General features: G+C 51.5%; 21 protein-coding genes and 2 tRNA genes. 11 read left to right on the top strand and 12 right to left on the bottom strand.

Going from position 1 to position 24,989, the window contains the following annotated elements:
• Positions 1–217: 217 nt before the first annotated feature.
• The 4 genes from ACE419_RS06845 (at position 218) to ACE419_RS06830 (ending at position 4,883) form a co-directional block, all read left to right on the top strand.
• Positions 218–1,057: a sugar phosphate isomerase/epimerase family protein gene (locus ACE419_RS06845; protein ID WP_302609655.1), complete on the top strand. Its 840-nt coding sequence runs from the start codon at positions 218–220 to the stop codon at positions 1,055–1,057.
• A gap of 92 nt (positions 1,058–1,149) precedes the next feature.
• Positions 1,150–2,079: a helix-turn-helix domain-containing protein gene (locus ACE419_RS06840; protein WP_435721452.1), complete on the top strand. Its 930-nt coding sequence runs from the start codon at positions 1,150–1,152 to the stop codon at positions 2,077–2,079.
• 147 nt (positions 2,080–2,226) lie between these two features.
• Complete coding sequence (iolG, locus tag ACE419_RS06835) at positions 2,227–3,246, top strand: inositol 2-dehydrogenase (RefSeq protein WP_435721451.1); 1,020 nt, start codon at positions 2,227–2,229, stop codon at positions 3,244–3,246.
• 245 nt (positions 3,247–3,491) lie between these two features.
• Positions 3,492–4,883: an MFS transporter gene (locus ACE419_RS06830; RefSeq protein WP_435721450.1), complete on the top strand. Its 1,392-nt coding sequence runs from the start codon at positions 3,492–3,494 to the stop codon at positions 4,881–4,883.
• A gap of 216 nt (positions 4,884–5,099) precedes the next feature.
• Here the strand turns inward: ACE419_RS06830 and ACE419_RS06825 are convergent, their stop codons facing one another.
• Both ACE419_RS06825 and iolG (ACE419_RS06820) read right to left on the bottom strand, forming a co-directional pair.
• Complete coding sequence (locus tag ACE419_RS06825; protein WP_432645928.1) at positions 5,100–5,939, bottom strand: helix-turn-helix transcriptional regulator; 840 nt, start codon at positions 5,937–5,939, stop codon at positions 5,100–5,102.
• A 370-nt stretch (positions 5,940–6,309) separates the two neighbouring features.
• Positions 6,310–7,335 carry an inositol 2-dehydrogenase gene (gene iolG, locus ACE419_RS06820; protein WP_317429889.1) on the bottom strand — a complete coding sequence of 342 codons (1,026 nt, stop codon included), beginning with the start codon at positions 7,333–7,335 and terminating at the stop codon, positions 6,310–6,312.
• 472 nt (positions 7,336–7,807) lie between these two features.
• Between iolG (ACE419_RS06820) and ACE419_RS06815 the strand changes: the two genes are divergently transcribed.
• The 4 genes from ACE419_RS06815 to ACE419_RS06800 all read left to right on the top strand — a co-directional run bounded on the left by ACE419_RS06815 (position 7,808) and on the right by ACE419_RS06800 (position 12,434).
• A complete protein-coding gene (locus ACE419_RS06815) occupies positions 7,808–9,217 on the top strand; it encodes a sugar porter family MFS transporter (RefSeq protein ID WP_435721449.1) in 1,410 nt (469 codons plus the stop codon).
• A 206-nt stretch (positions 9,218–9,423) separates the two neighbouring features.
• Positions 9,424–10,329 (top strand): helix-turn-helix domain-containing protein, encoded by a 906-nt coding sequence (locus tag ACE419_RS06810; protein ID WP_435721448.1) that lies wholly within the window; start codon positions 9,424–9,426, stop codon positions 10,327–10,329.
• A 177-nt stretch (positions 10,330–10,506) separates the two neighbouring features.
• Positions 10,507–11,343 (top strand): sugar phosphate isomerase/epimerase family protein, encoded by an 837-nt coding sequence (locus ACE419_RS06805; protein WP_302609643.1) that lies wholly within the window; start codon positions 10,507–10,509, stop codon positions 11,341–11,343.
• Positions 11,344–11,423: 80 nt separating this feature from the next.
• The gene (locus tag ACE419_RS06800) at positions 11,424–12,434 is read left to right on the top strand and encodes a Gfo/Idh/MocA family protein (protein ID WP_432645925.1); all 1,011 of its coding nucleotides are present in this window, start codon (positions 11,424–11,426) and stop codon (positions 12,432–12,434) included.
• Positions 12,435–12,611: 177 nt separating this feature from the next.
• Here the strand turns inward: ACE419_RS06800 and ACE419_RS06795 are convergent, their stop codons facing one another.
• The 10 genes from ACE419_RS06795 to ACE419_RS06750 all read right to left on the bottom strand — a co-directional run bounded on the left by ACE419_RS06795 (position 12,612) and on the right by ACE419_RS06750 (position 20,620).
• The gene (locus ACE419_RS06795; protein ID WP_118175864.1) at positions 12,612–13,073 is read right to left on the bottom strand and encodes an RpiB/LacA/LacB family sugar-phosphate isomerase; all 462 of its coding nucleotides are present in this window, start codon (positions 13,071–13,073) and stop codon (positions 12,612–12,614) included.
• Between the two features lie 201 nt (positions 13,074–13,274).
• On the bottom strand, positions 13,275–14,243 hold the full coding sequence (locus ACE419_RS06790) for a sugar phosphate isomerase/epimerase family protein (protein ID WP_435721447.1): 969 nt from the start codon (positions 14,241–14,243) through the stop codon (positions 13,275–13,277).
• Positions 14,244–14,307: 64 nt separating this feature from the next.
• A complete protein-coding gene (locus tag ACE419_RS06785; protein ID WP_432645923.1) occupies positions 14,308–15,735 on the bottom strand; it encodes a sugar porter family MFS transporter in 1,428 nt (475 codons plus the stop codon).
• A 145-nt stretch (positions 15,736–15,880) separates the two neighbouring features.
• Positions 15,881–16,897 carry a Gfo/Idh/MocA family protein gene (locus ACE419_RS06780; RefSeq protein ID WP_432645922.1) on the bottom strand — a complete coding sequence of 339 codons (1,017 nt, stop codon included), beginning with the start codon at positions 16,895–16,897 and terminating at the stop codon, positions 15,881–15,883.
• A 253-nt stretch (positions 16,898–17,150) separates the two neighbouring features.
• Positions 17,151–18,017, bottom strand: coding sequence for an AraC family transcriptional regulator (locus ACE419_RS06775; RefSeq protein ID WP_432645921.1), 867 nt, complete (start codon positions 18,015–18,017; stop codon positions 17,151–17,153).
• 86 nt (positions 18,018–18,103) lie between these two features.
• Positions 18,104–18,424 (bottom strand): PTS lactose/cellobiose transporter subunit IIA, encoded by a 321-nt coding sequence (locus ACE419_RS06770; protein WP_432645920.1) that lies wholly within the window; start codon positions 18,422–18,424, stop codon positions 18,104–18,106.
• 100 nt (positions 18,425–18,524) lie between these two features.
• Positions 18,525–19,391: a helix-turn-helix transcriptional regulator gene (locus ACE419_RS06765; protein ID WP_435721446.1), complete on the bottom strand. Its 867-nt coding sequence runs from the start codon at positions 19,389–19,391 to the stop codon at positions 18,525–18,527.
• A 111-nt stretch (positions 19,392–19,502) separates the two neighbouring features.
• Positions 19,503–20,186 (bottom strand): YczE/YyaS/YitT family protein, encoded by a 684-nt coding sequence (locus ACE419_RS06760; protein ID WP_435721445.1) that lies wholly within the window; start codon positions 20,184–20,186, stop codon positions 19,503–19,505.
• A 276-nt stretch (positions 20,187–20,462) separates the two neighbouring features.
• Positions 20,463–20,538 (bottom strand) — tRNA-Thr (locus tag ACE419_RS06755).
• A 6-nt stretch (positions 20,539–20,544) separates the two neighbouring features.
• Positions 20,545–20,620, bottom strand: a tRNA-Thr gene (locus ACE419_RS06750).
• Between the two features lie 207 nt (positions 20,621–20,827).
• On the opposite strand from ACE419_RS06750, the gene ACE419_RS06745 reads away from it, so the two are divergent.
• The 3 genes from ACE419_RS06745 to ACE419_RS06735 all read left to right on the top strand — a co-directional run bounded on the left by ACE419_RS06745 (position 20,828) and on the right by ACE419_RS06735 (position 24,960).
• Entirely contained in the window at positions 20,828–21,862 is a 1,035-nt protein-coding gene (locus tag ACE419_RS06745) for a hypothetical protein (RefSeq protein WP_435721444.1), read from the top strand.
• Positions 21,863–21,950: 88 nt separating this feature from the next.
• Positions 21,951–22,313 (top strand): metal-sensing transcriptional repressor, encoded by a 363-nt coding sequence (locus ACE419_RS06740; RefSeq protein ID WP_435721443.1) that lies wholly within the window; start codon positions 21,951–21,953, stop codon positions 22,311–22,313.
• Between the two features lie 43 nt (positions 22,314–22,356).
• Complete coding sequence (locus tag ACE419_RS06735) at positions 22,357–24,960, top strand: heavy metal translocating P-type ATPase (RefSeq protein WP_435721442.1); 2,604 nt, start codon at positions 22,357–22,359, stop codon at positions 24,958–24,960.
• The last annotated feature ends 29 nt before the right edge of the window (positions 24,961–24,989 follow it).

Raw genomic sequence — 24,989 nt, 5'->3', positions numbered from 1 at the left:
TTTTTCGAAGACATGGCATGGTATTTTTGGCAGAGCGTGCTGTTTCAACACTTTATTTGCGTCATTCTTTTCTGAAAAACGACAATAACATAAAGGAAAATAAGCTGAAATACCAATATAATAATAACTGTAAACAATAAATAAACAAGCATCTGTTCATTCGTCATCTATATTATACCATGTACAGATGCCAGATTCAGGAAAAGGGGAGTATGAAATGAAACTCAGCATGAATGAAGCTACGGCACTCAAATGCAAGGGAACGACGCTGGAGCAGGATCTCGCGCTCTGCGAGAAGTACGGATACGATATGATTGAGATCCGCACGATGGACTGCCTTAAGAATTATCTTGCAAACCATTCCATCGAGGAACTTGCCGCTTATTTTGCAGCGCATCCGGTCAAGCCATGGGCCTTCAATACGCTGGAGTACTTCAATAATCTGCCGGAGGCGGATTATAAGGAAACGCTGCGCAAACTGCGTGAGATGTGTGAATGGGGTAAGAAAATTGGCTGCAAGACCGTCATCACGGTGCCGACAGTCGGCCTCAAGAAAGTCACGCGTCAGGCTATCCGCAAATCGACCCTTGCCTGCCTCAAAGAGATGGGCAATATCTGCGGTGAAGCGGGCATGCGCCTTTCGGTCGAATTCTTGGGCCATCCGGAGGCTTCGATCAACGATTTTGGCGAAGCATATGATATCATCTCGGAACTCGATATGGACAATGTCGGCCTGACGCTCGACTGCTTCCATTTCCACGGCATGCATTCCAGCCTGAAAGACCTCGCTCAGGCTGATGGCAAGAAAATCTTCATTGTTCATCTCAATGATACAGAAGATTTCCAGTATGGCGCTCTGCGCGACGATGACCGCGTATGGCCGGGCGATGGCTGCATTGACCTCGATGGCATCCTGCAGACGCTTAAAAAGATTGGCTGGGCACAGGATGTACTTTCTCTCGAACTTTTCCGTCCGGAGTATTATGCAATGCCGGCTGACGATGTCTACCGCATCGGCAAAGAAAAATCGGAAGCCGTTATCAAACGCAACTTCTGATTTGATTTGTATTTGCCTGCACCCTTCTCTTAAAATGTGCAATAATGGATAATGGTAACAAGGAAATGCATATCTTGAGAGAAGGGATTTTTATGACGATAGAGGAACCGGGCGTGCTTTGGCGCGATGGCATCTATTTTTATTCGGCCAGCAATTTTGCCAAGCAGCATCTTTTTTATCCGATGTGGGGAGCTAAGTATAAGCTGGACTCACCGTACCGCATCCGCCGCGATTACATGAATGCCTATATGATTCAGTATATCGAAAGCGGGGAGCTGCATTTCAAGCTGCGCGGTGAGCATTTTGTCGCTCGGCAGGGAGAGATTGTGCTGCTGGCCTGCCGTGAGTCAAATGATTATTGGTCCGAGGGACCTTCTGTGGTGAAATGGTTTCATTTCGATGGCCGGGAAGTCGCGCCAATCCTTGAGCATATTTATGAGACAAATGGCTCGGGACACCTCAACGCTTTTTATGGCAAACAGGTAGTCGGACTCGTCGACGATATCCTCAAAGGGCTGAAAAGCGGCGACTGCAGCGAATTCCAGTTTTCGCGCCTTCTGTACAGCCTGCTCTGCCGTCTGGCTGAACAGACGCTTAAGGAGGAGACGCCGGCAGAAGAAGCTGTGCGTCAGTCCGTTGCTTATATCAGGAAACATTTTGCCGAGCCGATTTCGGTAGCGGATGTTGCATCTGCGGTCAATCTGAGTCCGTTTTATTTTACGCGGCTCTTTAAACGCATGATGATGATGCCGCCGCATGTGTACCTGCTCAATTACCGGCTGGACGAGGCAAAGAAGATGCTTGTCTATACGATGGAAAAAATCGATACGATTGCGATGATGACAGGCTTTACAAGCAGTTCGTATTTTGTGCGTGCCTTTCGCCGTGAGATGAATATGACACCGAAAACATTCCGTCATTATTTTTCTGCCAGAGGCAAGTATCATTTCCTTGATAAGTTCCAGGGGAAGGATCGTGCCAAGGATACAGTTCCGGATGAAACTGAGAAGTCAGACACATGAGAGCAAGAAATGAACATTTTTAAGCATGTGGCGATAATGACCTCAGAACTGACCCATGATATGATAATAACAGTTCAGATGAAACAAGCTTGAACGAAGAAAAATGATAAAGTTTTGAACTAGATTATCATAAAGGGAGAGGTCATCATGGAAAAGGTCAAAGTTGGTATCGCAGGTCTCGGTCGTCTCGGCAAGGTTCATGCAGGCAACATCGCGTATAAGATCCCCAATGCGGAGCTTACGGCAGCCTGCTCAATCATGCCGGCTGAACTTGAATATGCCAAGAAAGAACTCGGTGTGACGGATGTTTATACGGATTTTGACGAGATGCTCGCCAAGGCCGATATCGACGCCGTGGCCATTGTCACGACAAGCGGTCTGCACTGCGAGCAGATTGCCAAGGCCCTTGATGCCGGCAAGCACGTCTTCTCGGAGAAACCGCTGGGTGTCAACGTTGAGGAATGCAAGCAGGCAGAAAAGGCTGTAGAGCGTCATCCGGAACTCGCATTCTTCCTCGGCTTCATGCGCCGCTTCGACCCGTCCTATGCATATGCCATGGAAAAAATCAAGGCCGGCCTCATTGGTGAGCCGTATATGGTAAAGGCTACGGGCATTGACCCGGAGGCTCTCGTACAAGGCGCCATCCGCTTTGCGCCGACCTCGGGCGGCATCTTCATCGACATGGCCATCCATGATATCGACCTCATGCGCTGGTTCCTCGGCGAGGACCCGACGGAAGTCTATGCATCCGGTGCGACGTTCAAGCATCCGGAATTCAAGGCTGCCGGCGATGATGAGACGGGCGTAGCGATGTACAAATGCAAGAGCGGCAAAATCGGTTTTGTCCATGTCGGCCGCACGGCTCCGTATGGCTACCATGTTGAAACGGAAGTTGTCGGCACGGAAGGAACGCTGCGCATCAGCCCGGTTCCGGAGAAGAACCTCTGCATGATCTATGATAAGCACGGTGCCGTCAAAGAATGTGTCAGCGGTTTTCCGGAGCGTTTTGCCAAGGCTTATCTCCTGGAGATGCAGGAATTCATCGACTGTGTCCAGACGGGCCGCAAACCGGAAGTCAAAGTTTATGATGGCACGAAGTCCACGCAGATTGCCTTTGCTACGACGCAGTCTTATAAAGAAGGCAAGCCGGTTTCTATTGTATATTGATTTAAAATATAACTTATTGTTCCGTTGTCAATGATTCTGCTTGGCAAGCAGTGAAAACGGTAAAGCAAAAAATGAAAGTTTTCCTTGACCGAGGACAGGAGGGGAGCCTGTCCCCGGCCAGGATATTTCATGAAGCCATTCTTTTTGTTCATGAGATATATGTTTGCCGATGAGAATTGTCGTAATATAATGTAGTTTCATAATGATAGAGCTTTATAGGGCTCAAGAAATGGGAGGGTTTTTTCATGGCAAATCCAGCAAATGCAGCTGCGGAGAATTCCGGCAAGCTGTCCTGGCTCACACGAATTGCGTATGGCCTTGGCGATACGGCACAGAACATTGTCTGGGGTGCAATGAGCATCCTGACGTTCTTCTACACCGACTATGCGGGCATTGATCCTGCAATGGTTGGTCTTGTTTTCCTCATTTCCCGCTGCTTCGATGGTTTTTCCGATGTCGTCATGGGCTTCATCGTGGAGCGTACGAATTCCAAATGGGGCAAATCAAGACCTTGGATTCTCTGGATGAGTGTTCCGTTCGCTCTTTCTATCGTCCTTATTTATACGGTACCACAAGGTTCTTCGGCTCTGCAGTTTGCGTACCTCTTTGTTACGTATAACTTCTGTACAACCGTCTGCTATACGGCACTGAATCTGCCGTATGGTTCTCTTTCGGCGATGATGACGCGTATCTCGAAAGAACGCGATATGCTGTCCATCACGCGTATGACCCTTTCTCCACTTGGTAAAATTCTCTCGGTCTCGGCTACGCTGCCGCTCGTCAAGATGTTTGGCGATAACCAGATGGCCTGGGTCGAAGTCATGAGCATTTGGGCAGTTCTCGGTCTCATTCTCCTGCTCTTCTGCTTCTCACAGTGCAAAGAGACGGTTGTCATCGAAGCACGCAAGAAAGTCGCGAAGATCCCTGTTGGCAAATCTCTGAAATGCCTCGCACTCAATAAATACTTCTGGATGGCCATGACTATCTGGATGATGCAGAACGTTATCTTCTATATCACGGGTACGGTCCTGCCGTATTACTGCAAATACATCTTCATGGACAGCTCGCTTTACTCCATCCTGTACCTCTTGGAGACGGGCCTGACAATCGGCTTCACGATTGTTTTCTGCCCGGCCCTGCTGCGCCGCTTCGGCAAACGCAACATGAGCCTCATCGGCATCAGCGTCTGCTTTGTCGGTCATCTGATTTATCTCTTGAATCCGCTTGATTTTAACTGGGTCGTATTCAGCTGCGTTATCCGCGGCATTGGTTTTGCCCCGCTGAACTCCGTCATCTTCGGTTTCCTCGGCGATGTTGTTGAGTATGGCCAGTGGAAGTTCCACATCCGTCAGGAAGGTCTTATCTTCTCCGGTGGTTCTGTCGGCACGAAGGTCGGTTCCGGTCTTACGAGTGCAGTCCTCACGGGCCTGCTCTCCTATGCCGGTTACGTTTCTTCGACGACGGCTGCTGCTGTCCAGCCGGACAGCGCCATCCAGATGATCATTGACCTTTATGAGTTTGGTCCGATCTTTGTCTGGGTTGTCCTGCTGCTGATCCTCTGGGCTTACAAGCTCGATAAGCAGTATCCGCAGATTATGCGTGACCTCGTCGCACGTGAGGCGAAGGGAGAACTCTGATTGAGATAAACAGGATGCAAGTGTGAATGGCACGAACATCCGCCCATCCCAATTTTGCCCCGAAGGCTTACCCGGCCTTCGGGGATTTTTTCTTTTAAAATAAAAAATGACAAAAAGTGATGCGGCTGTCTGAAGACTATTCAGGCAGCCGCGCTGTTTTTGTCATTTGCTTCTATTATATATAGACCCTTATATATAGACCTTGGGCTTCGGATTTCAGATCGTCCATTTGCGCCGGTACTCACCGGGGGTCATGTCAAGGGCGCTCTTAAAGACGTTCTGGAAGTAGTTGGAGTTGTTGTAGCCGACTTGTGCGGCGATCTGCGTGATGGTCATGTCTGTGTTGATGAGGAGATTCTGAGCTTCGCCGAGACGGCGCAGGATGACGTACTTCATCGGGGAAAGCCCGACTTCGGCCTTGAAGAGATGCGAAAGGTAATAGGCATTGGTATGCGTGGCCTTGGCAATGTCGTTGAGTCGGATGTTCTCCTTGTAGTTCTTGTCGATGAAAGCACGGGCTTCTGTGACAAGCGTCGGTGTCTGCTGTTTTTCCGGCAGCCCTTCTTCGCGCAGGAAGGCTGCAAGCTTTGTGAGCAGGGCCATGGTCAGGTAATTGGCAATTTCTGCGTGTTCCTTTGCCTCCTGTTCGATGGAGTCAAAGAGATGCAGGATTTCCTTGAAGTGGCCTTTTGTAGGCTGGACAGGGGAAAGCCCCTCAGGCAGCAGATGGTCGTCCGGCAAATCCTCGATGCGCAGGCCGCTGACTGCGATGCAGTAGGTGCCAAGGCCGCTGCCGGAGCCGCCGAATTCATCGTGAACGGAATGACTGTTATAGAAGATGAGGTCGCCCTTTTGGGCCGTATAACGTCTGCCATCGATCATGTAGATGCCGGCTCCCTGATAGACGAGTACGATTTCGCAGAGATGGTCGTGTTCGTGCATGCTGCGCGGCATATGGGAAGCATCTTCGCCAACGTGACAGACATATTCAAGTCTTGGCGCAGCGCTTTTGCTGAATGTGGAGCGATAGCGATGATTCGGAAAATATTGAAGCAATGATACCCCTCCTGTTAAAACGATAGAGGTGCCGCAGCGTGTGCTGCAGCCCCTATGCTCGTGATATTTTATATGAATCCTATCATTAACTGACTCTATTTTAGCAGAATGAGGGAAAGAACGCAAACATTTTATCATAGATACATCAAAATATACCCAATATATAACACATTACATTTTAACAAGAGGAGATGTATTGCCTAAAAAAATGTCTGTATTTTTGCCATAAAAAAAGGACCCCGGGAAGGGTCCTTTTTTATTTGGTATGGAACATACGGCAGGGGGTGCCGTATGGAGAGGAACGAAGGAATTTCAATCACTAGGTTAGGATACTAAGATACTAGGATTGATGATACATGTAAGGTCTGAATCAAAGGCCGTACTGAGCACGGATCTCTGCAACTTTGACCGGACGATGCTCTTCGACGGACTTCTTAGCAGCGAGGCCGATGAGTACCGGCTGCAGGCCATCGTTTGCGTTGACCGGGGTCGGCGTGTCGTTGACGATTGCTTCGACGAACTGGTTGACTTCGTTTGCATAAGCCATCATGTAGCGCTCGAGGAAGAAGAACATCGGTTTCTCAGCGATGACGCCGTCTTTGCAGCTGTAAACAGCGTTGGAGTCGGAATCGTTGGAGATGGCGACGCAGCCCTTGGAGCCGAATACTTCAGCGCGCTGATCGTAACCATAGCAAGCTGCACGGCAGTTATCGATGACAGCCGTTGCACCGTTATCGAGTTTCAGCGTGATGACAGCCGTATCGATATCGCCTGCTTTGCCGATTTCCGGATCAACCGTTACGGAACCTTCTGCATAAACTTCTTCGACTTCTGCGCCGGAGAGGTAACGAACCATATCGAAATCATGAATCGTCATGTCGAGGAAGATACCGCCGGAAACTTTTACATAGTCAATGGAAGGCGGCTCCGGGTCACGCGACGTGATCTTGATGATCTGCTGTTTGCCGACTTTGCCAGCAACAACAGCATCGCGGATAGCCTTGAAGTTGTGGTCGAAACGACGGTTGAAACCAACCTGATATTTCATGCCCGTCTCTTTGACAACATCGAGAACTTCCTTAATCTTATTGACATCGTGGTCAATCGGTTTCTCGCAGAATACATGCTTACCGGCACGCAGAGCTTCGATGGAGAGCGGGGAATGCTGGTCCGTGGAAGCGCAAATCAGAACTGCCTTGATTTCTGGGTCGTTCAGGATTTCATGGTAGTCTTTCGTCGTCTTCTCAACGCCGAGGGATTTTGCCCAAGCTTCCGTCTTTTCATTCATAAACGGATCTGCAATCGTCTTGACCGTTGCATTCTTGACGAACTTCGAAATGCTTTCGCCATGTACGTGACCGATACGACCTGCGCCGATAATACCAACTTTAATCATTGTGATAACCGCCTTTCCTGACTGCTATTGGACAACTATTTGTTATCTGTGTTGTCCTTCTTGATTAACTTTACGTTTATTATACCATGCGCAAACGGTGATATTCTTCAATTTTTTGGCGTAATTTTTTGAAAAGTACAGGGATATAGCAGGTGTGACGCACTGTATGAGCATGCTGACTATAGAATCTTGCGGTCGGCCGAAAGAATGAGCAAGTGTGATGGAATATAGAGCGTAAAATGGATGAAAACGAGAATTTGCGAACAATGTCTTGCAGAATAATATAAAAGGATAGTAAAGATAACGTTTTCTAATTCGAAATGAGACAGAAATCGTGAAGTATTATTCTGAAAATTCATCTATAATAAAGCATGTAAACAAAAACCGCTGAGGTTTTCCGATATGAGCTCATCTATATTCTATAGAAAGAAAAGAAAGAAATTACAAGATTATTGAGAGGGGTAATGCAATTATGGCAGAGGTAAGTCATCAAAAGTTCCTCAAACGAGTCACCGTCATTTCGACATTCGGCGGACTGCTCTTCGGTTATGATACTGGCGTCATCAACGGCGCGCTTGCTTTTATGGCCCGTCCGGATCAGCTCAATCTGACACCGGCACTTGAAGGCTTCGTCGCCAGCGGCCTGCTGTTCGGCGCAGCGATTGGTTCGTTCTTTGGCGGACGTCTTTCCGATGCAGAAGGGCGCCGCAAGATGCTTCTTTGCTTAGCCGTCGTCTTCTTCTGTGCAGCAATCGGCTGCTCGCTGGCACCGACTGCAGGCATCCTCATTGCCTTCCGCTTCATCCTCGGTCTGGCCGTCGGCGGTGCTTCCGTCACAGTTCCTGCCTATCTCGCTGAGATGGCTCCGGCTGACCGGCGCGGCCGCATGGTCACGCAGAACGAGCTCATGATTGTCTCCGGACAGCTCTTAGCCTTCATCTTAAATGCTATTCTTGGCATCACGTTTGGTGAAGTCGGCCATATCTGGCGCTACATGCTCGCACTTGCTTCCATTCCGGCTGTCGTGCTCTGGTTCGGCATGCTCGTGATGCCGGAGAGCCCGCGCTGGCTTTTGCTGCAGGGCCGCGTCAGCGATGCCATGAAAGTCCTGAAGAAAATCCGCGATGAGCGTCAGGCCATTGCCGAACTCAATGAGATTCAGGATAACATCAGTGCCGAGCAGCATCTTGATAAAGCCAGCTACAAGGACCTCGCTACGCCTTGGATCCGCCGCATCGTCTTCATCGGCATGGGCGTATCCATCTGCCAGCAGATTTCGGGCGTCAACTCCATCATGTATTATGGTACGCAGATTCTGACGCAGGCAGGCTTCTCAACGGAAGCAGCCCTTATTGGCAATATCGCCAATGGTACGATTTCGGTTGCCGCTACGATTTTTGGTATGTGGCTTATGACGCGTCATGGCCGCCGTCCGCTCATTATGACGGGCCAGATTGGCACGATGGCCTGCCTCTGTGCCATCGGTATTTTCTCGAACGTTCTTGCAGGCACGTCCATTCTGCCGTTTGTCGTTCTTTCCCTGACGGTTACGTTCCTGTTCTTCCAGCAGGGCTTCCTTTCCCCGGTTACCTGGCTGCTGCTGTCGGAGCTCTTCCCGCTGCGCATCCGCGGCATGGGCATGGGCTGTGCCGTCCTCTGCCTCTGGCTCACGAATTTCTGCATCGGCTCGGTCTTCCCGTCGCTGCTGTATTCCTTCGGCCTTTCGGCTACGTTCTTCATCTTTGCAGCTGTCGGTCTCTTAGGTCTCGGCTTTGTCTATAAATTCGTACCAGAGACGCGCGGCCGTTCGCTTGAGCAGATTGAGCATGACTTCCGTCACCATGGCGAGAAGGACCGCGTAAACTGCGAAGAGAAAGCCTGATTTCTTTCAATGCTTCTATTATAAATACCCGCTTTAGAAAGTCTTCCTGTGCTATTGGCACGGGGAGACTTTCTTTTTTCTTAGGATTGTGCAGAATATCTCTTGTCAATGCGTGATGCGGATTGTTAGAATGAAAGAAAGAGGGAGAACGGACATCGATTTCGCAGAAATAAGGCGGACCGGTTTTTTTATTTAGGGTGAGTCAAATGGGTGTTATTTATTACAAGCAGAACAAAAATATTTTAGAACCGTGTATCTCGTGGAAAAATCTACAGCTTGTCTATGTCAGCTTCAATGATGAGCGGGAGACGGTCACGCCGACGGCCGTACACTGCCATGAACACAATCTTGAACTGCAGTATATCTGCAGCGGCCGCGGCAATATCCGTATCGGCAGGCGGCTTTATGAGGTAGAGAAGGGGGATATTCTGATTTACAATCAGGGCAAGCTCCATGACGAGAGCGCGGACCCTGAGGAAGGACTGCGTTTCTATAATTGCGGTGTCAAGGGACTTTCGCTGCCGAATCTGCCGGATAATTTTCTTGTGGCTAAGGATGTCTCGCCGCGCATCCATGCGGGAGCGGCCGCTTCAATGATTGAGAGTCTTTTTCAATTGCTTTATACGGAAGTCGACCAGGATCTGCCGCGAAATGGTGAAATCACGCAGGCTGTACTCACGGCCCTCATCGAGATCCTGCTTTACCAGCTGCCGCATGAACGCCAGCAGCCGGCGCGTGAGAAGGACCGGCTGCTCATCGAATGCAAGGATTATATCGACAGTCATTTTATGGAGGAATTGACCGTAGAAGCGTTAGCGGAACGCTCACATATGAGCGTTTCGGGCTTTGCCCATCAGTTTAAGAAATTTTTCGGCTTTCCGCCGATCCAGTACATCATCAGGCGGCGCATCGGCGAGGCGCAGACGCTGCTGATGACCTCGGACCTTTCCATTACAGAAGTCAGCGTGCGCGTTGGCTACGATAATATCAGCTACTTCAACAATCAGTTCAAACGCTTTGCAGGAATGTCGCCACAGAACTACCGCAAGGCGAAGGTCGGAGAACATCAATTTAAGAACCTCAACACGTTAGCATCCAACATTCATAAGTAAGGGATCTGGCATCAGCCATTCTCTTTTTGCAGAAAAGTGCAAGCCGAGCGGCCTGCACTCTTTTTTTTGCTGGAAAGGAAGCAGAAACGAGAAAGTAATATTCTGAAAATAGCGGTATACTTAAACCATCAAATGAGAGAAAAACAGCTCAAAGAATAAAGAAAGGGAGCATAAGAAATGAAATTAAGCATGAATCAGGCAACCTGCCTCGAAAAATCCAGCCTTGAAAAAGACCTTGAGCTTTGCGAAAAGTACGGCTACGACATGATCGAGCCGCGCACGATGGACGGCATTCCGAATTATCTCAAGAACCATACGATCGATGATCTGGCCGCCTGGTTCAAGAGCCATAAGGTCAAACCACTGGCTTTCAACACGCTGTGCTTCTTCAACAACCGCACACCGGAAGATTATCAGAAGGTGCTGCAGGAGCTGCGCCAGATGTGCGAATGGGGCAAGAAAATCGGCTGCAAGACCGTCATCACGGTGCCGACGGTCGACCTCAAGAAAGTCACGCGTCAGGAAATCCATAAATCCGCAGTCAAGAGCCTCAAGGAAATGGGCGCCATCGCTGCTGAGTACGGCATGCGCATCTCCGTCGAATTCATCGGCCATCCGGCTGCTTCCATCAACACGTTTGGCGAAGCCTGGTCCGTCATCCAGGATGTCGATATGGACAATGTCGGCATCACGCTCGACTGCTTCCACTTCCATGGCATGGGCTCGAAGCTTGAGGACCTTGCCAAGGCCGATGGCAAGAAGATCTTCATCGTTCATCTCAACGATACTGAGGATTTCCCGATTGGTTCGCTGCTCGATGAAGACCGCGTATGGCCGGGCGATGGCTGCATCGATCTCGATGCCATCTTCCAGACTCTGAAGAAAATCGGCTGGAAGGAAGACGTCGTATCGCTTGAACTCTTCCGTCCGGAATACTACAAGATGGACCCAGAGGATGTTTACCGCATCGGCAAGGAAAAATCCGAAGCCGTCATCAAGAGAAATTTTGACTGAGTCATAAGCTGAAGTCCGAATCCACACAAAAGATTTCAGTAGCTATATCAATTTTTAAAATAAAGCTGGGAGGAATTATCATGTTACATGTAGGTGTTATCGGTTGTGGCGGCATGGGCCGCAGTCATATTGATCGTCTGACGAACCGCACGCAGGGCGCAGAAGTCGTCGCTGTTGCCGATATGGTCGATGCCCTCGTCGAGAAGGGTGCAGCCATTGCCGGCCCGAACTGCAAGAAATACAAGAACGAAGCAGACCTCATCAACGATCCTGCAGTCGATGCTGTCTTCATCGTTACGCCGGGCTTTGCTCATAAAGAAGCTCTGCTCATGGCCATCAAGGCTGGCAAGCGTATTTTCTGCGAGAAACCGCTCTGCACGACGGCTGAGGATTGCCTCGAAGTCATCGATGCCGAAGTCAAATCCGGCAAACACCTGATTCAGCTCGGTTTCATGCGCCGCTATGATAAAGGCTACAACGAAGTCAAGGCAGCCCTTGATTCCGGTGAATACGGCTCGCCGCTTCTGCTGCACTGCACGCACCGCAATCCGGAAGTGCCGGACAGCTACACGACGGCTATGGCTGTTCATGATACGGCCATTCATGAAATCGATGTTACGCATTGGCTCGTCAACGACGATTTCGTTTCGGCTCAGGTCATCATGCCGAAAGTCACGAAATATGCGCATAAGGAACTCGCTGACCCGCAGCTCATGATCCTGCAGACGAAGAGCGGCATTGTCGTAGAAGATGAAGTTTTCGTCAACTGCAAGTTCGGTTATGATATCAACTGCCATGTCGTCTGCGAAGACGGTGTCATCGAGATGCCGCAGCCGCTTTATCCGACGTATCGCAAGAACGCACAGATCACGCAGACCATCGATACGGACTGCTTCGTACGCTTCCACGATGCTTACGATGATGAGGTCCAGAACTGGGTCAACGACGCAGCAAAAGAAGTCATCGGCGGCCCGAATGCCTGGGATGGCTATCTCGCAGCCATCACGGCCGATGCCCTTGTCCGTGCACAGACGAGCGGCAAAGTTGAAGAAATCAAGCCAGCACAGGAAAAACCGGCTTTCTACGACTGAGACACCAGCAGTTTCAACCGTATTGACGTTCCGACGGACGCATTCACTTTCTAAATTCCCTAAACACTTCCCAATTTCATATAGTCTTGGAAATATATTGCAGCATATTTCCATAGAAAAGGCGCCGCCCGCATGGGTGACGCCTTCTTTTTTGTGCAGTTTTATTCGAGTGTCGGTTTATTTTACGGCGACGCAGTGCTTCGCGTCGATTTCCTGGACTTTCTTGACGCGGCGGCGGTATTTTTCGGCCGTCAGCGGGTCCGTGTGCATCCAGGTCTTGACGATTTCCATGGCGATGGCCGGGCCGATGATCTTGCCGCCGAGGCAGAGAACATTGCTGTCATTATGCTGGCGGGCAAGCGCTGCGCAGAACGGGTCCTGACAGACCACGGCGAAAATGCCGCGCAGTTTGTTGGCAATCATCGCACTGCCGTAGCCGACGCCGTCGACAAAAATGCCGCGGTCGCATTCGCCCTTCGCGACGGCAAGGGCTGCCGGATAGACAAAATCCGAAAGGTCGCACGATTCCTCGTCGTACGTGCCAAAATCCTTGACTTCATGTCCTTCGCTCTCAAGGTACGCCTTGATCTCGTTCTTGAGTTTCGTGCCGGCGTGGTCATTGGCCATTGCAATTTTCATGATGGTTCCTCCTGTCCTGTCATTATACTGTCAGGCAAAATAACAAAAATATCTTTCCTTCATTATAACATAGGTCCGCTGCAAAACGGGCAAAAGAAAAGACAGGGAACGAGTCCCTGTCGAAAGGAAATAAAGCGGGGTTTTACAAAATAAAGCGATAAAAGTTGGGAAGTCAAAAGTTGGAGCGTTAATCAAGAGAGATTAACGGCTGATGGTCTGTTTCAGAGCATCAATGGAGGTGGCAAGGCCGGCTTCCGTGCTCATGGTGAGGTCTTCCATTTCAAGGGAGACATAGCCGTTGTAGCCCATCATGTGGACTACGGAGAAGAATTCCTTCCACCACTGCAGGTCGCGGCCGCAGCCGACGCCGACATAGTTCCAGGTGCGTTTTGCCGACTGGTCGACCGGCAGATTCTCGAGCAGGCCGTCGACATCGGCAAGACCGCGCTCGATGCGGGCATCCTTGCCATGGACGTAGAAAATCTTATTGCCAAGGGCGCGGGCAGCGGCAATCGGCTCAGCTCCCTGAATCATCAGGTGTGAAGGATCGAGGTTCATGCCAATCATTTTGCCGAGCTCCGGCCCCGTGACTTCGATGAGTTTCTTGAGCGAGCGCACATTGTAGACGAGCTGGCACGGGAATTCCTCGATGGCGATTTTCTCGACACCGTTTTCCCTGGCGAAGGCAGCGTATTCCTGCCACCATTTGCCCGCCACTTCCCACTGGTATTTTACAGCGTCGCGCATGTAATTGCGGCCATTGAAGTCCGGCCAGGAAATGGTCGAGGTGATCCAGTTCGGCGTGGTGTCGCCAGGTGCTGCTTCGGGAAGACCCGACATCGTGACGATCGTCTTGACACCGAGCAGGCCGGCGAGTTCGGCCGTATCGTGGATGGTCTTGCTGTGGGCGCGGCCCATGGCGTTGTTGACAAGTGGATTGCCCGAGCAGTTCAGGGCTGAAATCTTAAGGCCGCGCGCTTCGATTTCCTTCAGGAAGGCCTTGCGCTTGCTGGCATTCTTGACGAGTTCTTCGGCAGACGGGACGAAGAAGCAGCCGCCCCAGCCGCCGGTCGTGAGCTCGATGGCATCGAGACCATAGTCTTTGACTTTATCGAGCATCTCCGTAAACGGAATTTTGCCGAAAACATCGGTGCAGATGGAAAGTTGCATGATGATACCTCCAAATCTTATGATTTTATGCTGATAGATTGAAATTCAAAATACGAAGAAGAATTCAGGCTTTGAGTGTGCTCTGCTTTTCATCTTTATCCGGATAGAGGCTGCGGAAATAGCGCTCAATTTCTTCGAGGCTCTTGCCCTTTGTTTCAGGCACGCAGGTCTTGACGAAGATGAAGGCGATGATCAGGGCGCCGACGAAGAAGAAGAACGTAGCGCCGAGGCCGATAGCCGAAAGCAGAATCGGGAAGGCCGTGCCGACGCAGAAGTCGACAATCCAGAGGAAGAAAATGCAGATGCCCATGCCGAGGCCGCGAAGCTGCAGCGGGAAAATCTCAGCGATGATGAGCCAGAGAACAGGGCCGATGCAGGCCTGCATGAAAGCGAGGAAGAAAATCGTCATCGAGAGGACGATGAAAGGCAGAGCCGTTGACCCAGAGAGATAAATAGAAGAAAGGGCAATGACAATCAGGGCGAACATCGTGCCGCAGATGCCTGTGAGAAACATGGTGCGGCGGCCAATCTTGCCGAGCAGCCAGATGCCGACGAACGTGGCGAGCACGGAAGTCAGGCCGTTGGCGACATTGGCGATCAGGGCAATCTGACGGCCGAAACCTGCTTCGGTGAGAATCTGTGTGCCATAGAACATGATGGTGTTGACGCCGGTGAAGCGGGTCGCGACGGCAACGCCGATGCCGATGAACAGGATATGACGCACCCAGGGGCGTTTCAAATCCTTCCACCCGAACTGTTTGATGGCAGCCTGTTGGGCGATGTTATCCTGAATATCATTGAGTTCGGCAATTGCGGTATTTTGAGAGCCGCGCAGTTTTTTGAGTATGGCGAGAGAATCGCTGACCTTACCTTTTAACACGAGCCAGCGCGGGCTTTCCGGCATTCTCAGCATGCCGAAAAACAGGGCGAGGGCCGGCAGCGTGGCCAAAAAGAGCATGTAACGCCAGACATGGCCCGTGCCATCAAAAAGCGTACCGAGGATGGCATTGCAGATATAGGCGAGAAACTGGCCGGAGACAATCATGAGTTCGTTCTGCGTGACCATGCGGCCGCGTTTGTCGGCAGGAGCTACTTCAGCGAGATAAACAGGAACCGTGACGGAAGCACCGCCGACGGCCAGGCCGAGGATGAAACGGCATGGCAGCATGACGTAGACCGTTGGCGAAAGTGTGCAGCCAAGAGCCGCAAAAAAGAAGATGACGGCGAGAGCCAGAATCATTCTGCGGCGTCCCATGAGGTCGGCGATGCGGCCGCCCGTGACGGAGCCGATAGCCGCGCCCAAAAGCAGGGCCGAAACGACGAAGCCCTCAAGTGCCGGTGTCAGATTGAGCTGGTCCGGCTGTGCCATATAAGGCAGGGCACCATTGATGACGCCGGTATCATAGCCAAATAACAAACCGCCAAGAGTCGAAGTAATCATAACCGTAAAAATAAAGCGTTTGGCGGCTGGACTGATTTGTTCGGATGTCATTTATTTCACTCCCCTTAAATCATTTGCTATTCTATCTTTTCTCAATTCCCTTGTAAGCAAATTATCATAGCATCCGTATTTCAGAAAAGCCGCCCTGTGTCGTGGTCAAGGAGACGCAGGGCGGCTTTTGACTGCAATGCTTTATTTATTTTTTGTAGAAAGCCGGCGTCTCAGGCAGTTCGATGCTGATTTTTGTCTGTGTGTCGCGGGCTTTGGAGGCTGCAGCTGCCGTGACCTGGCCGGCATAGCCGTCCCAGGCGCTCGGTCCCGTGATGTGGTCCGCTTTTACGCCGTTGATCCACTCCTGGAATTCCGTGTTGTAGGCCTGAACGAAGCGTTCGGACCAGTCGGAGCAAATCGGATAAATGCGGGAAGCGTTGGCGCGAATCATGGCATTCGACGGCTCCGGCAGGCTGATGATGCCGTCCTCGCAGCAGACTTCGCATTTGATATCATAGCCGTAGCCGCAGCAGACGAAGGCTTCGACATCAATGCGGACACCGGATTTCGTCGTCAGGTACATGATCTGCGGGTCCTGGAGTTTTTCGTGGGCATGGCGCGTTTTCTTCGGGAAGACAACTTCGGCAGAAACATAATCTTCACCGAGCAGCCAGCGCAGGACGTCGATTTCGTGAATCATGGAATTCTCGACGGCCATCGGCGTATCGTAGCTTTCCGGAACGCTCGGATTGCGATGTGCGCAGTGCAGCATCAGGGGTTCGCCAAATTTTCTCTCGGAGATATACTGCTTGAGCTGACGGTAGCCATAATCATAACGGCGCATAAAGCCAACCTGTACGAGGCGCTTGCCGCCTTTCATTTCAAGGTCAACGATTTCTTTGCAGACCTCTGCTTCCGGTGCCAGCGGTTTTTCACAGAAAACGTATTTGCCGGCTTTAATTGCAGCTTTTACGTACTGTGCATGGTACGGGTCTGCCGTCGTCACGATGACAGCATCGATGCGCGAATCGTTGATCAAAGCCTCGCCGTCGGCGATGAATTCGCAACCAAACTGTGCTGCTGCTTTTTTGCCGCCCTCTGGGAAAGCATCGGAAACGGCAATCACGCGTGCGCCCTGCAGCGTGTTGTTGATGCGGTCAATATGCGTGCGGCCAATCGCACCCGTACCGATGAGTCCAAGCTGTAACATTCCGTCTTTCATGATGAAAATCTCCTTTCAACGTTTCATGCCCTTGTATGTTTTGGCGTGTTGTTTATCTTTTATGGTTATATTATAGGATAATACGAAGAAACAAACTTGAATCGATTTGTGCAATCATGACGTATCATTTTTCTGTAAATACGCCCGTGCCGCAGCTTTGAATTGTGTCAAATTGGACAATCCTGCTATTGAGGCAAAAAACGGCATAGAAAAGCCCTCCTGAAAGAAAGTTCAGGAGGGGAAAGACGAATTTTTAAATATGGATGTCGGATGGCGTGGAGCCAATGGAAGAGGCCTGCCATTTTTGGCGATAAAGTTTTGGCGGCATGCCGATGACTTTCTTGAACGCGCGGGAAAAATATCCCGAGTCTTCAAACCCTACGCGATAGGCAATGTCCGTCAGAGTCAAATCCGTGTAGACGAGCAGGCACTGTGCCTTGCCGATGCGGCGGCGCAGGACATACTGCTGCGGAGAATACTGGGTGACTTTCTTGAAAAGATGCGAGATGTACGATTCACTGGTGTGGACGTGGGCGGCGATGTCACAGAGCGTGATATTTTCGGTATAATGCTCTTCGATGAACGCTTCAGTCTCTTTGACGAGCTCGTTGTCTTCTTTTGTCGCTGCGACGGCGTTGGTCTGAATCAGCTGATGAACGATGAGCACCACGGCGCGGGCCAGTGAATTGGCAGTCTGGTAGCCATGAGGCTGCAGGGCATAATGATGAATCATGGGGTAGAGTTCCCCTAGGATATTTGCGGCACTCTGGCAGGGAACGCGCGGGTGCATGCCATCGGGCAGCAGGGCATTTTCCCGCATGCCGGGCAGTTTCAGATGTTTGATGGCAATGCACCAGGCATTGACCTGATTATCGAGCATCATGCTCTCATCGTGCAGGACATGGCTGTTGTGAATGAGCACGTCGCCCGGCTGGGTATTGCAGATTTCGCCGCCGACGATATGCGTGCCATTGCCGCTGTAAATGAAGTTGAGCTCGATGCGGTTCTCATGCTGATGCATGGAGCGGCAGCCTTCGTGCCAGTGATAAATGCCGCAGAGTTCCGGCTCCTGTTCAAATGGCGAAGGCTCCTGTTTTTGTATTTCGACTAATCCGAGCATAGAAAAAACCTCCCTATGAAAAAGTATAGCAGATTTCTGCTGCTGTTTCATAAAGAGGTTTGTCTTTTTAGCGGGTGTTGTTTTGCTTATTTTGCGCGGATCTGCGTGTAGAGGTTGACGATCTCGGCAGCCATTTCCTTCATGGCCATACCCGTCATGACGTAATCCTGCGCATGGGAAACGAGGACGTTGAACGGGCCGCTGAGTTCGCCGTTGGCTTCTTTCTGCAGGAGTTCTTCGGTCTGCAGTTTGTGGGCTTTGAGCAGATACTCATCGGCTTCTTTGAGGCAGTCTTCGGCAACGCCGAAATTTCCGCGGCGTGCTTCTTTGAGTGCCTGCGCGATTTTGGCACGGCCATCGCCGGCAGCAGAAATAATGGCAAAAGCGACATCTTCAGTCTTTGACATAGTAAGTCCCCCTCAATACATAATAAATGATAAGAAACGGAATTTCATCTATGTCTTTATTATAGGTGCGGTCAGGGCTGCAAACTTGAACTATCCTGCTCTATTTTTTGGCGGCCTGCGGGCTGGAGGCCTCGCGCCAGAGGCGCCGGAACTGCATGGGCGGGACGCCGGCGATTTTATGAAAGACGCGGCTGAAGTAATTGGAATCATCAAAGCCCGTGCGGGAGGCGATTTCGAGAAGCGACATATCCGTGTAGATGAGCAGGGACTGTGCCTTGCCGATGCGGCGGCGCTGGATGTACTGGATGACGGTGTAATTCGTCATTTTGCGGAAAATATGCGTGAGATAGTCGGGGCTGACATGTATGGCACGGGCAATATCGGTGACATGAAGATTTGCAGTATAGTGCAAGTGAATGTAAGCAAGGGCTTCCTGCACAAGAAAATTTTCTTTGCGCGTCGTCGTGGCCGCGCGCTCCTGCATGACATCGTAAACGAGATGCACGATGGTCTTCGCGGCCATATCGGCCGTGTGATAGCCGTGCGGGTGCAGCAGGCTCTGCTTGATAATGGAAAAGAGGCTGCGCAGCTCCCCGGCGATGGTCTGGCAGGGAATGCAGGGCTGAACATTGGATGGCAGCATCGTATTTTCACGCTGCTGCGGGAGTTTCAATCCGCGTACGGCAATACAGCAGGTGTCAATCAGCTGATGCAGGGCGAGATTTTCGTCGTGCAGCACGCCGCTGTCATAAACGACGATATCGCCGGCCTGTGCATGGCAGAGGTCGTTGCCGACAATATACGTGGCATTGCCGGACAGAATGAAGTTCAATTCGATGTAATCGGCGTGGGCATGCATGGCACGGATGCTTTCCGGCCAGTGGTAAAAGCCGATGAGCGCGGGTTCCTGCTCAAAGGGGGAAGGCTCCGGCTTTTTGATGTCGATGGAGAGACCGATGGGAATCATCTTCTTTCGATATAATATAGAAGCTTTTTGTTTCTGTTTTGTTGATGAATTCTCGCCGTGCAAGAAAAAATCCTGCTGCAAATGGGAAGGCAGCAGGTATGAGAAGGGTTTTTATTTTACATTCAGCAGATGCTGCAGGAGCGGCCGGCTGAAATGGCGGCTGTGGAAGGAAATCAGAGGTCCTGTGCCACAGGCCATGATGAGCGTGCCGAGTCCTACGATACTGCCGAAGGCAAAGCCAATGATGACAGCCGTTACATCAAGCGCGATGCGCGCATAACGGAAGGGAATACGGCCCTTTGTGCGGTCTTCGACGATCCAGCTGATGGCGTCGTATGGGCCCATGCCGATGGCCGAGCACATATAGAGGGAAACGCCAAAGGTGGAAATGAGAATGCCGGAGATGAGCAGCAGGCTGCGTCCGATGAGGTCAGCTGTGCCGACCGTCAGGAATGGCGCGAGCAGATTGTAGCTGACATCGGCCATCGGTCCGAGGGCAAATAAATAAATCCAGGTCCCGATGCTGATATAGCGGCGTCCGCAGAAAAAGAGCAGGACCAGGGCCAATACATTGAAAATAGAGAGACAGGTGCCAAAGCTGAGCCCCGAGACAAGGCTGAACCCAAGATTCATGCAGGAGAACGGGTCGTTGCCGAAAAGGCTCAGACGCAGCAGGGAAGTAGAAGATGCCATAAGCGTCAGGGCAAAGGCGAAAACGGCAGTGCGCACGAGACGTTCGCGCGAGTATACGGCGTGTTTTTCACGCGGGTGGAGAAGGTTCAAAATGAGTTCCATATCTTTTTCCTCTTTACATAGAACGTTACTTTGCAAAAAAAATTGTCAGTGAGTCTTGGCGGCCATATCTGCCGCCTCTCTGACTACGGTTCTATGATAGACTAAATTTTGGACAATTTCCTTCACGATTCCGCAAAAAGTAAAGAGAAAGAACGCCTGTAAAATAAGGATTTCCCATCTTTACTGGCAAAATGACTGGACGATTCTGCTGTTTTCAATGGATGCTTATAGAAAATAAAAAAGGCTTTCGATTTCTCGAAAGCCTGATGTTCCAGATGGAGCTGATTATAGGATTCGAACCTACGACCTGCTCATTACGAATGAGCTGCTCTACCAACTGAGCTAAATCAGCGAAATATGGAGCTGATTATAGGATTCGAACCTACGACCTGCTCATTACGAATGAGCTGCTCTACCAACTGAGCTAAATCAGCATCTGTCGCTTGTCGCAACTGACAAGATATAGTATATCGATTTTGGGCCTGTGTGTCAATCATTTTTTTTCGATTTTGTGATTTTTTTTGCAGGGGGCAGGAAAGCAGCGGAAATTTAACCGATTTTAATTGGAAAGGCAGGGCAATCTCTTTATAATAGTAGATAAGTAGTTGGCAGTGTACACTATTGTGAAGGATGGTGTTGATATGATACGAGAGATTGGGCAGATGTGCCTTATGCTCTGCGCTCTCTTTTGCCTGTGGGCGGGGGCTCCGGCGGCCGAGGCAGCGCCGCAGACGATTGAAGCGACCGGTGTTTACGTCATGGGGGACAATGACTCGCCGAAGATTGCGCGCGATGCGGCACGTCAGGAAGCCATGCGCGCGGCCGTGGAAAAAGCCGGTGTCTATGTCGAGAGCTATTCGCGTACTAAGAATCTGCAGCTGACGGAAGACGATGTCAAGATGATTTCGGGTGCGGTGCTTAAGGTCATCAAGGAGGATTCCATACCGGAGATCTCGGGGACAACGTGGAAATACACCGTTCATCTGACGGCTGAAGTCGATACGGACAACATCAATCTGCAGGCTATCATGGCGAATAAAGCGGAGGTCGAGAAGCTGCAGAAGGAACGCGATGCCTTGAAAAAACAAAATGAGGAGCTTTTGCAGGAATACAAGAAGGCCAATGGGCAGGAAAAGCAGAAAATCGGCACGGAGCTCGAAAATAATTACGATTACGGCAAGATTTTTGACCGCAGCATGGGCTATATCCAGCGCAGCGAGTACACGAGGGCTATCGACGAACTGACGAATCTCCTTGAAGACCGCAGCGTCAAAGGCAATCCGCGTGCCTACGCCTACTGTCTGCGCGGCCGCGCGTATTACGGTCTCAACCGCATGCATGAAGCTCTTGAAGACCTCAGTGCCGCTGACAATACCACGCATGACAATAAGACATACCCCATCTGGCGCAGCCATCAGTACGAAGGTCTGATCTATTATGATGAAGGGCGTTACGACGATGCCGTGCGTGAGCTTGAGACGGCATGGAATTACTCGGATAAACAGGACATGGCGCTTGCCGATGACCTGCGCACGGCCAGACTGGCAGCCGAACGCGCGAAAAATCCGCCGGCACAGGAGCCGCGCGAATCAGACAATGGCGGCAGCCGCGGCAATGGCATTAACTGGACGCAGATTATTACGGACGTCATCATCCACTCGATGGATAAAGGCTGATTTTTTCTCCCGCTGGTCGGGAGATATTTTTTTGCTTGACAGATACCCCCTCGTGGTATATATTAAATACCGTTAGGGGGTATATTTCATGTGTGCATGTGAAGATAAAAAATGTCAAATAGCAGATGCTGCTGAAGACGAAAAAGAAAAGTCCTGCAGCGGCTGTGTCAGACACAAATACCGCGATAAGGACAGCAAAGAGTACAAATGCCTTGTTTCGCGCCTCAAGCGCATCGAAGGTCAGGTCCGCGGCGTCTGCAAGATGGTCGAGGATGACCGTTACTGCGTCGATATCCTCACGCAGGTCAGCGCCATTCAGTCGGCCCTGAATGCCTTCAATAAAGAACTGCTCGCGCAGCATATCAAATCGTGCGTGGTCGATGATATCCGCGCGGGCCATGACGAAGTTGTCGACGAGCTCGTCGCGACTTTGCAGAAAGTCATGAAATGACTTGTATTTTCCAATATAGCCACCAAGGAGGCTGAAATCCAAGATGAAGAAAGAAAAATTTACGATTACGGGCATGACCTGTTCGGCCTGCTCTGCACGCGTCGAAAAGGCCGTCAAAAAAGTCGAGGGTACGCAGGATGTCAGCGTCAATCTGCTGACAAACAGCATGCAGCTCAAGTACGATGAAGCCAAGACAAATCCTACGGCTATCATCAAGGCCGTGGTCGACGCCGGCTACGGAGCAGCCGTCAAGGGCGCTTCTGCAGCCAAAGCTGCTGCCGTACAGGAAGACCCCGTCAAGAAGAACATTGCGGAGATGAAGCACCGCCTGATCTGGTCGGTTATTTTCCTCATTCCGACGCTCTATATTTCAATGCATGGGCTGTTTTTCAAGCTGTTCGGCCTGCCCGTGCCGCAGATTGTCAGTCAGGTTTTTGACGGACCGGAAAATGCCATCACGTTTGCGTTTTCGCAGTTCCTGCTCGTCCTGCCCATCATGTACCTCAACCGTCGTTATTATATTGCGGGCTTCCGCAATCTCTTTCACGGTGCGCCGAACATGGACAGCCTCGTCGGCATGGGCTCGATGGCCGCGGCGCTCTTCGGTGCCTTTGCGATTTTCCGCGTGGGCTGGGGCTTTGGCCATAATGACATGGCGCTGGTCGCGGAGTACAGCACGAATCTTTACTTTGAATCGGCCGGCATGATTGTCACCTTGATTACGGTCGGCAAGTACCTTGAGGCCCGTGCCAAAGGCCAGACGAGCAAGGCGCTTGAAAAACTCATGGACCTCGCACCAAAACAGGCAACGGTCGTGCGCGGCGGCGCAGAAAAGGTTGTGCCGGTCGAGCAGCTCGTGGCGGGCGATGAGATTGTCGTGCGTCCGGGCGAACGCATCCCGGCTGACGGTGTTGTGCTGTCGGGCACGACGAGCATCGATGAGTCGGCCATCACGGGTGAGCCGATTCCGGTCGAAAAGCAGCAGGGCGACAAAGTCACGTCGGCGACCATTAATAAGCAGGGCTTCATCCATTTCCGCGCGGACCGCGTCGGACAGGATACGACCATCAGCCAGATCATCCGCCTTGTCGATGAGGCCAGCGCCTCAAAAGCGCCGATTGCCCGCACGGCCGACAAGATTGCCGGTGTCTTCGTGCCGGCCGTCATCACGATTGCCGTGATTGCCGGCGGCATCTGGCTCGCGATGGGTGCGAGCGTTGAATTTGCGTTCTCCATTGCCATCTGCATTCTCGTCATTTCGTGCCCGTGTGCACTGGGCCTTGCTACGCCGGTCGCCATCATGGTCGGCACGGGCAAGGGTGCCGAAAACGGCATTTTGATTAAGTCGGGCGAAGCCCTTGAGACGGCCCAGTCGGTCGATACCGTCGTCATGGATAAGACGGGCACCATTACCGAGGGGCGTCCCGAGGTCACGGACGTCACGGCCGTCGGCATGACGGAGCAGGAGCTTCTTTCCATCGCTGCCGGTCTCGAACAGGGCAGTGAGCATCCTCTTGCCGAAGCTGTCCTGAATTACGCGCAGGCAAAAGGTGCGGCGCCGAAAAAAATGACGGATTTTGCGGCGCTCTTTGGCCGCGGCGTCAAGGCACAGGCCGACGGACATACGTATTATGCCGGCAATGCCAAGCTCATGGCGGAAAACAAAATCGACTTTACGGCCTATGAAAGTCATCTGGCCGCGCTGTCGGACGATGGCTGCACGCCGTTGATTTTTGCCGAGGATGATCATGTCATCGGCATCCTTGCTGCCGCCGATGTCGAGAAGCCGACGAGCAAGGAGGCCATCGCACGCTTCAAGGAGATGGGCATTGACGTCGTCATGCTCACGGGCGATAATGCGCGCACGGCGGAGGCCATCCGCCGCCGTATGGGCATTCCGAAGGTCATCGCCGGCGTCCTGCCGGAAAACAAGGCCGAGCACATCAAAAAGCTGCAGGCCGAAGGCCATAGAGTTGCGATGATCGGCGATGGCATCAACGATGCGCCGGCCCTCGCGCAGGCAGACCTCGGCATGGCCATTGGCGCCGGCACGGATGTCGCCATTGAAAGTGCCGATGCCGTGCTCATGAAGAGCGACCTTCTCGACGCTGTCAGCGCCATCCGCCTTTCTAAGGCCGTACTTCGCAACATTAAGGAGAACCTGTTTTGGGCGCTCATTTACAATGTCATCTGCATTCCGCTCGCCGCCGGCATCCTTTATCCGGCTTTCGGCATTAAGCTGTCACCGGTCATCGGCGCCGCCGCAATGAGCATGTCGAGCGTCTGCGTCGTCATGAACGCCCTGCGCCTGCGCTTCTTCAAGACGGAGCACAGCGCTTCTGTGATTCCTGCAGACAAAACGGCCGCTGCCGTTTCCTCTGATAAAGAAAAAGCTGCTGCACCTGCGGCAAGCGAACAAAATGCAAAGAAAGAAGAGATTAAAATGGAAAAGACCCTTACGATTAAAGGCATGATGTGTGCACACTGCCAGAAACACGTTCATGATGCCCTTGCCAAGATGGACGGCGTCACGGACGTTACGGTTGACCTTGAAGGCGGCAAGGCCGATGTTAAGGCTACGCATGATATCGCCGAAGCGGACTTCCGCAAGGTCATCGAGGATGCCGGCTACGAGCTCGTAGGCTGATTCCTGCTAATAAATATAATAGAAGCAAA

Source organism: Mitsuokella apri (assembly GCF_047974105.1).
Taxonomy (GTDB): Bacteria; Bacillota; Negativicutes; order Selenomonadales; family Selenomonadaceae; genus Mitsuokella.
Note: the sequence above shows the minus strand (reverse complement) of the source record. Positions and strands in the feature narration are given on the sequence as shown.

What these genes read in the sequence shown, in the direction of transcription:
- ACE419_RS06780 (WP_432645922.1), bottom strand. Translation starts at nt 16,897, where the DNA reads ATGAAAGACGGAATGTTACAGCTTGGACTCATCGGTACGGGTGCGATT.
- ACE419_RS06790 (WP_435721447.1), bottom strand. Translation starts at nt 14,243, where the DNA reads ATGCAACTTTCCATCTGCACCGATGTTTTCGGCAAAATTCCGTTTACG.
- ACE419_RS06735 (WP_435721442.1), top strand. Translation starts at nt 22,357, where the DNA reads ATGAAGAAAGAAAAATTTACGATTACGGGCATGACCTGTTCGGCCTGC.
- ACE419_RS06760 (WP_435721445.1), bottom strand. Translation starts at nt 20,186, where the DNA reads ATGGAACTCATTTTGAACCTTCTCCACCCGCGTGAAAAACACGCCGTA.
- iolG (WP_317429889.1), bottom strand. Translation starts at nt 7,335, where the DNA reads ATGATTAAAGTTGGTATTATCGGCGCAGGTCGTATCGGTCACGTACAT.
- iolG (WP_435721451.1), top strand. Translation starts at nt 2,227, where the DNA reads ATGGAAAAGGTCAAAGTTGGTATCGCAGGTCTCGGTCGTCTCGGCAAG.
- ACE419_RS06765 (WP_435721446.1), bottom strand. Translation starts at nt 19,391, where the DNA reads ATGATTCCCATCGGTCTCTCCATCGACATCAAAAAGCCGGAGCCTTCC.
- ACE419_RS06840 (WP_435721452.1), top strand. Translation starts at nt 1,150, where the DNA reads ATGACGATAGAGGAACCGGGCGTGCTTTGGCGCGATGGCATCTATTTT.
- ACE419_RS06805 (WP_302609643.1), top strand. Translation starts at nt 10,507, where the DNA reads ATGAAATTAAGCATGAATCAGGCAACCTGCCTCGAAAAATCCAGCCTT.
- ACE419_RS06745 (WP_435721444.1), top strand. Translation starts at nt 20,828, where the DNA reads ATGATACGAGAGATTGGGCAGATGTGCCTTATGCTCTGCGCTCTCTTT.
- ACE419_RS06785 (WP_432645923.1), bottom strand. Translation starts at nt 15,735, where the DNA reads ATGACATCCGAACAAATCAGTCCAGCCGCCAAACGCTTTATTTTTACG.
- ACE419_RS06795 (WP_118175864.1), bottom strand. Translation starts at nt 13,073, where the DNA reads ATGAAAATTGCAATGGCCAATGACCACGCCGGCACGAAACTCAAGAAC.
- ACE419_RS06800 (WP_432645925.1), top strand. Translation starts at nt 11,424, where the DNA reads ATGTTACATGTAGGTGTTATCGGTTGTGGCGGCATGGGCCGCAGTCAT.
- ACE419_RS06845 (WP_302609655.1), top strand. Translation starts at nt 218, where the DNA reads ATGAAACTCAGCATGAATGAAGCTACGGCACTCAAATGCAAGGGAACG.
- ACE419_RS06810 (WP_435721448.1), top strand. Translation starts at nt 9,424, where the DNA reads ATGGGTGTTATTTATTACAAGCAGAACAAAAATATTTTAGAACCGTGT.
- ACE419_RS06740 (WP_435721443.1), top strand. Translation starts at nt 21,951, where the DNA reads ATGTGTGCATGTGAAGATAAAAAATGTCAAATAGCAGATGCTGCTGAA.
- ACE419_RS06775 (WP_432645921.1), bottom strand. Translation starts at nt 18,017, where the DNA reads ATGCTCGGATTAGTCGAAATACAAAAACAGGAGCCTTCGCCATTTGAA.
- ACE419_RS06770 (WP_432645920.1), bottom strand. Translation starts at nt 18,424, where the DNA reads ATGTCAAAGACTGAAGATGTCGCTTTTGCCATTATTTCTGCTGCCGGC.
- ACE419_RS06830 (WP_435721450.1), top strand. Translation starts at nt 3,492, where the DNA reads ATGGCAAATCCAGCAAATGCAGCTGCGGAGAATTCCGGCAAGCTGTCC.
- ACE419_RS06815 (WP_435721449.1), top strand. Translation starts at nt 7,808, where the DNA reads ATGGCAGAGGTAAGTCATCAAAAGTTCCTCAAACGAGTCACCGTCATT.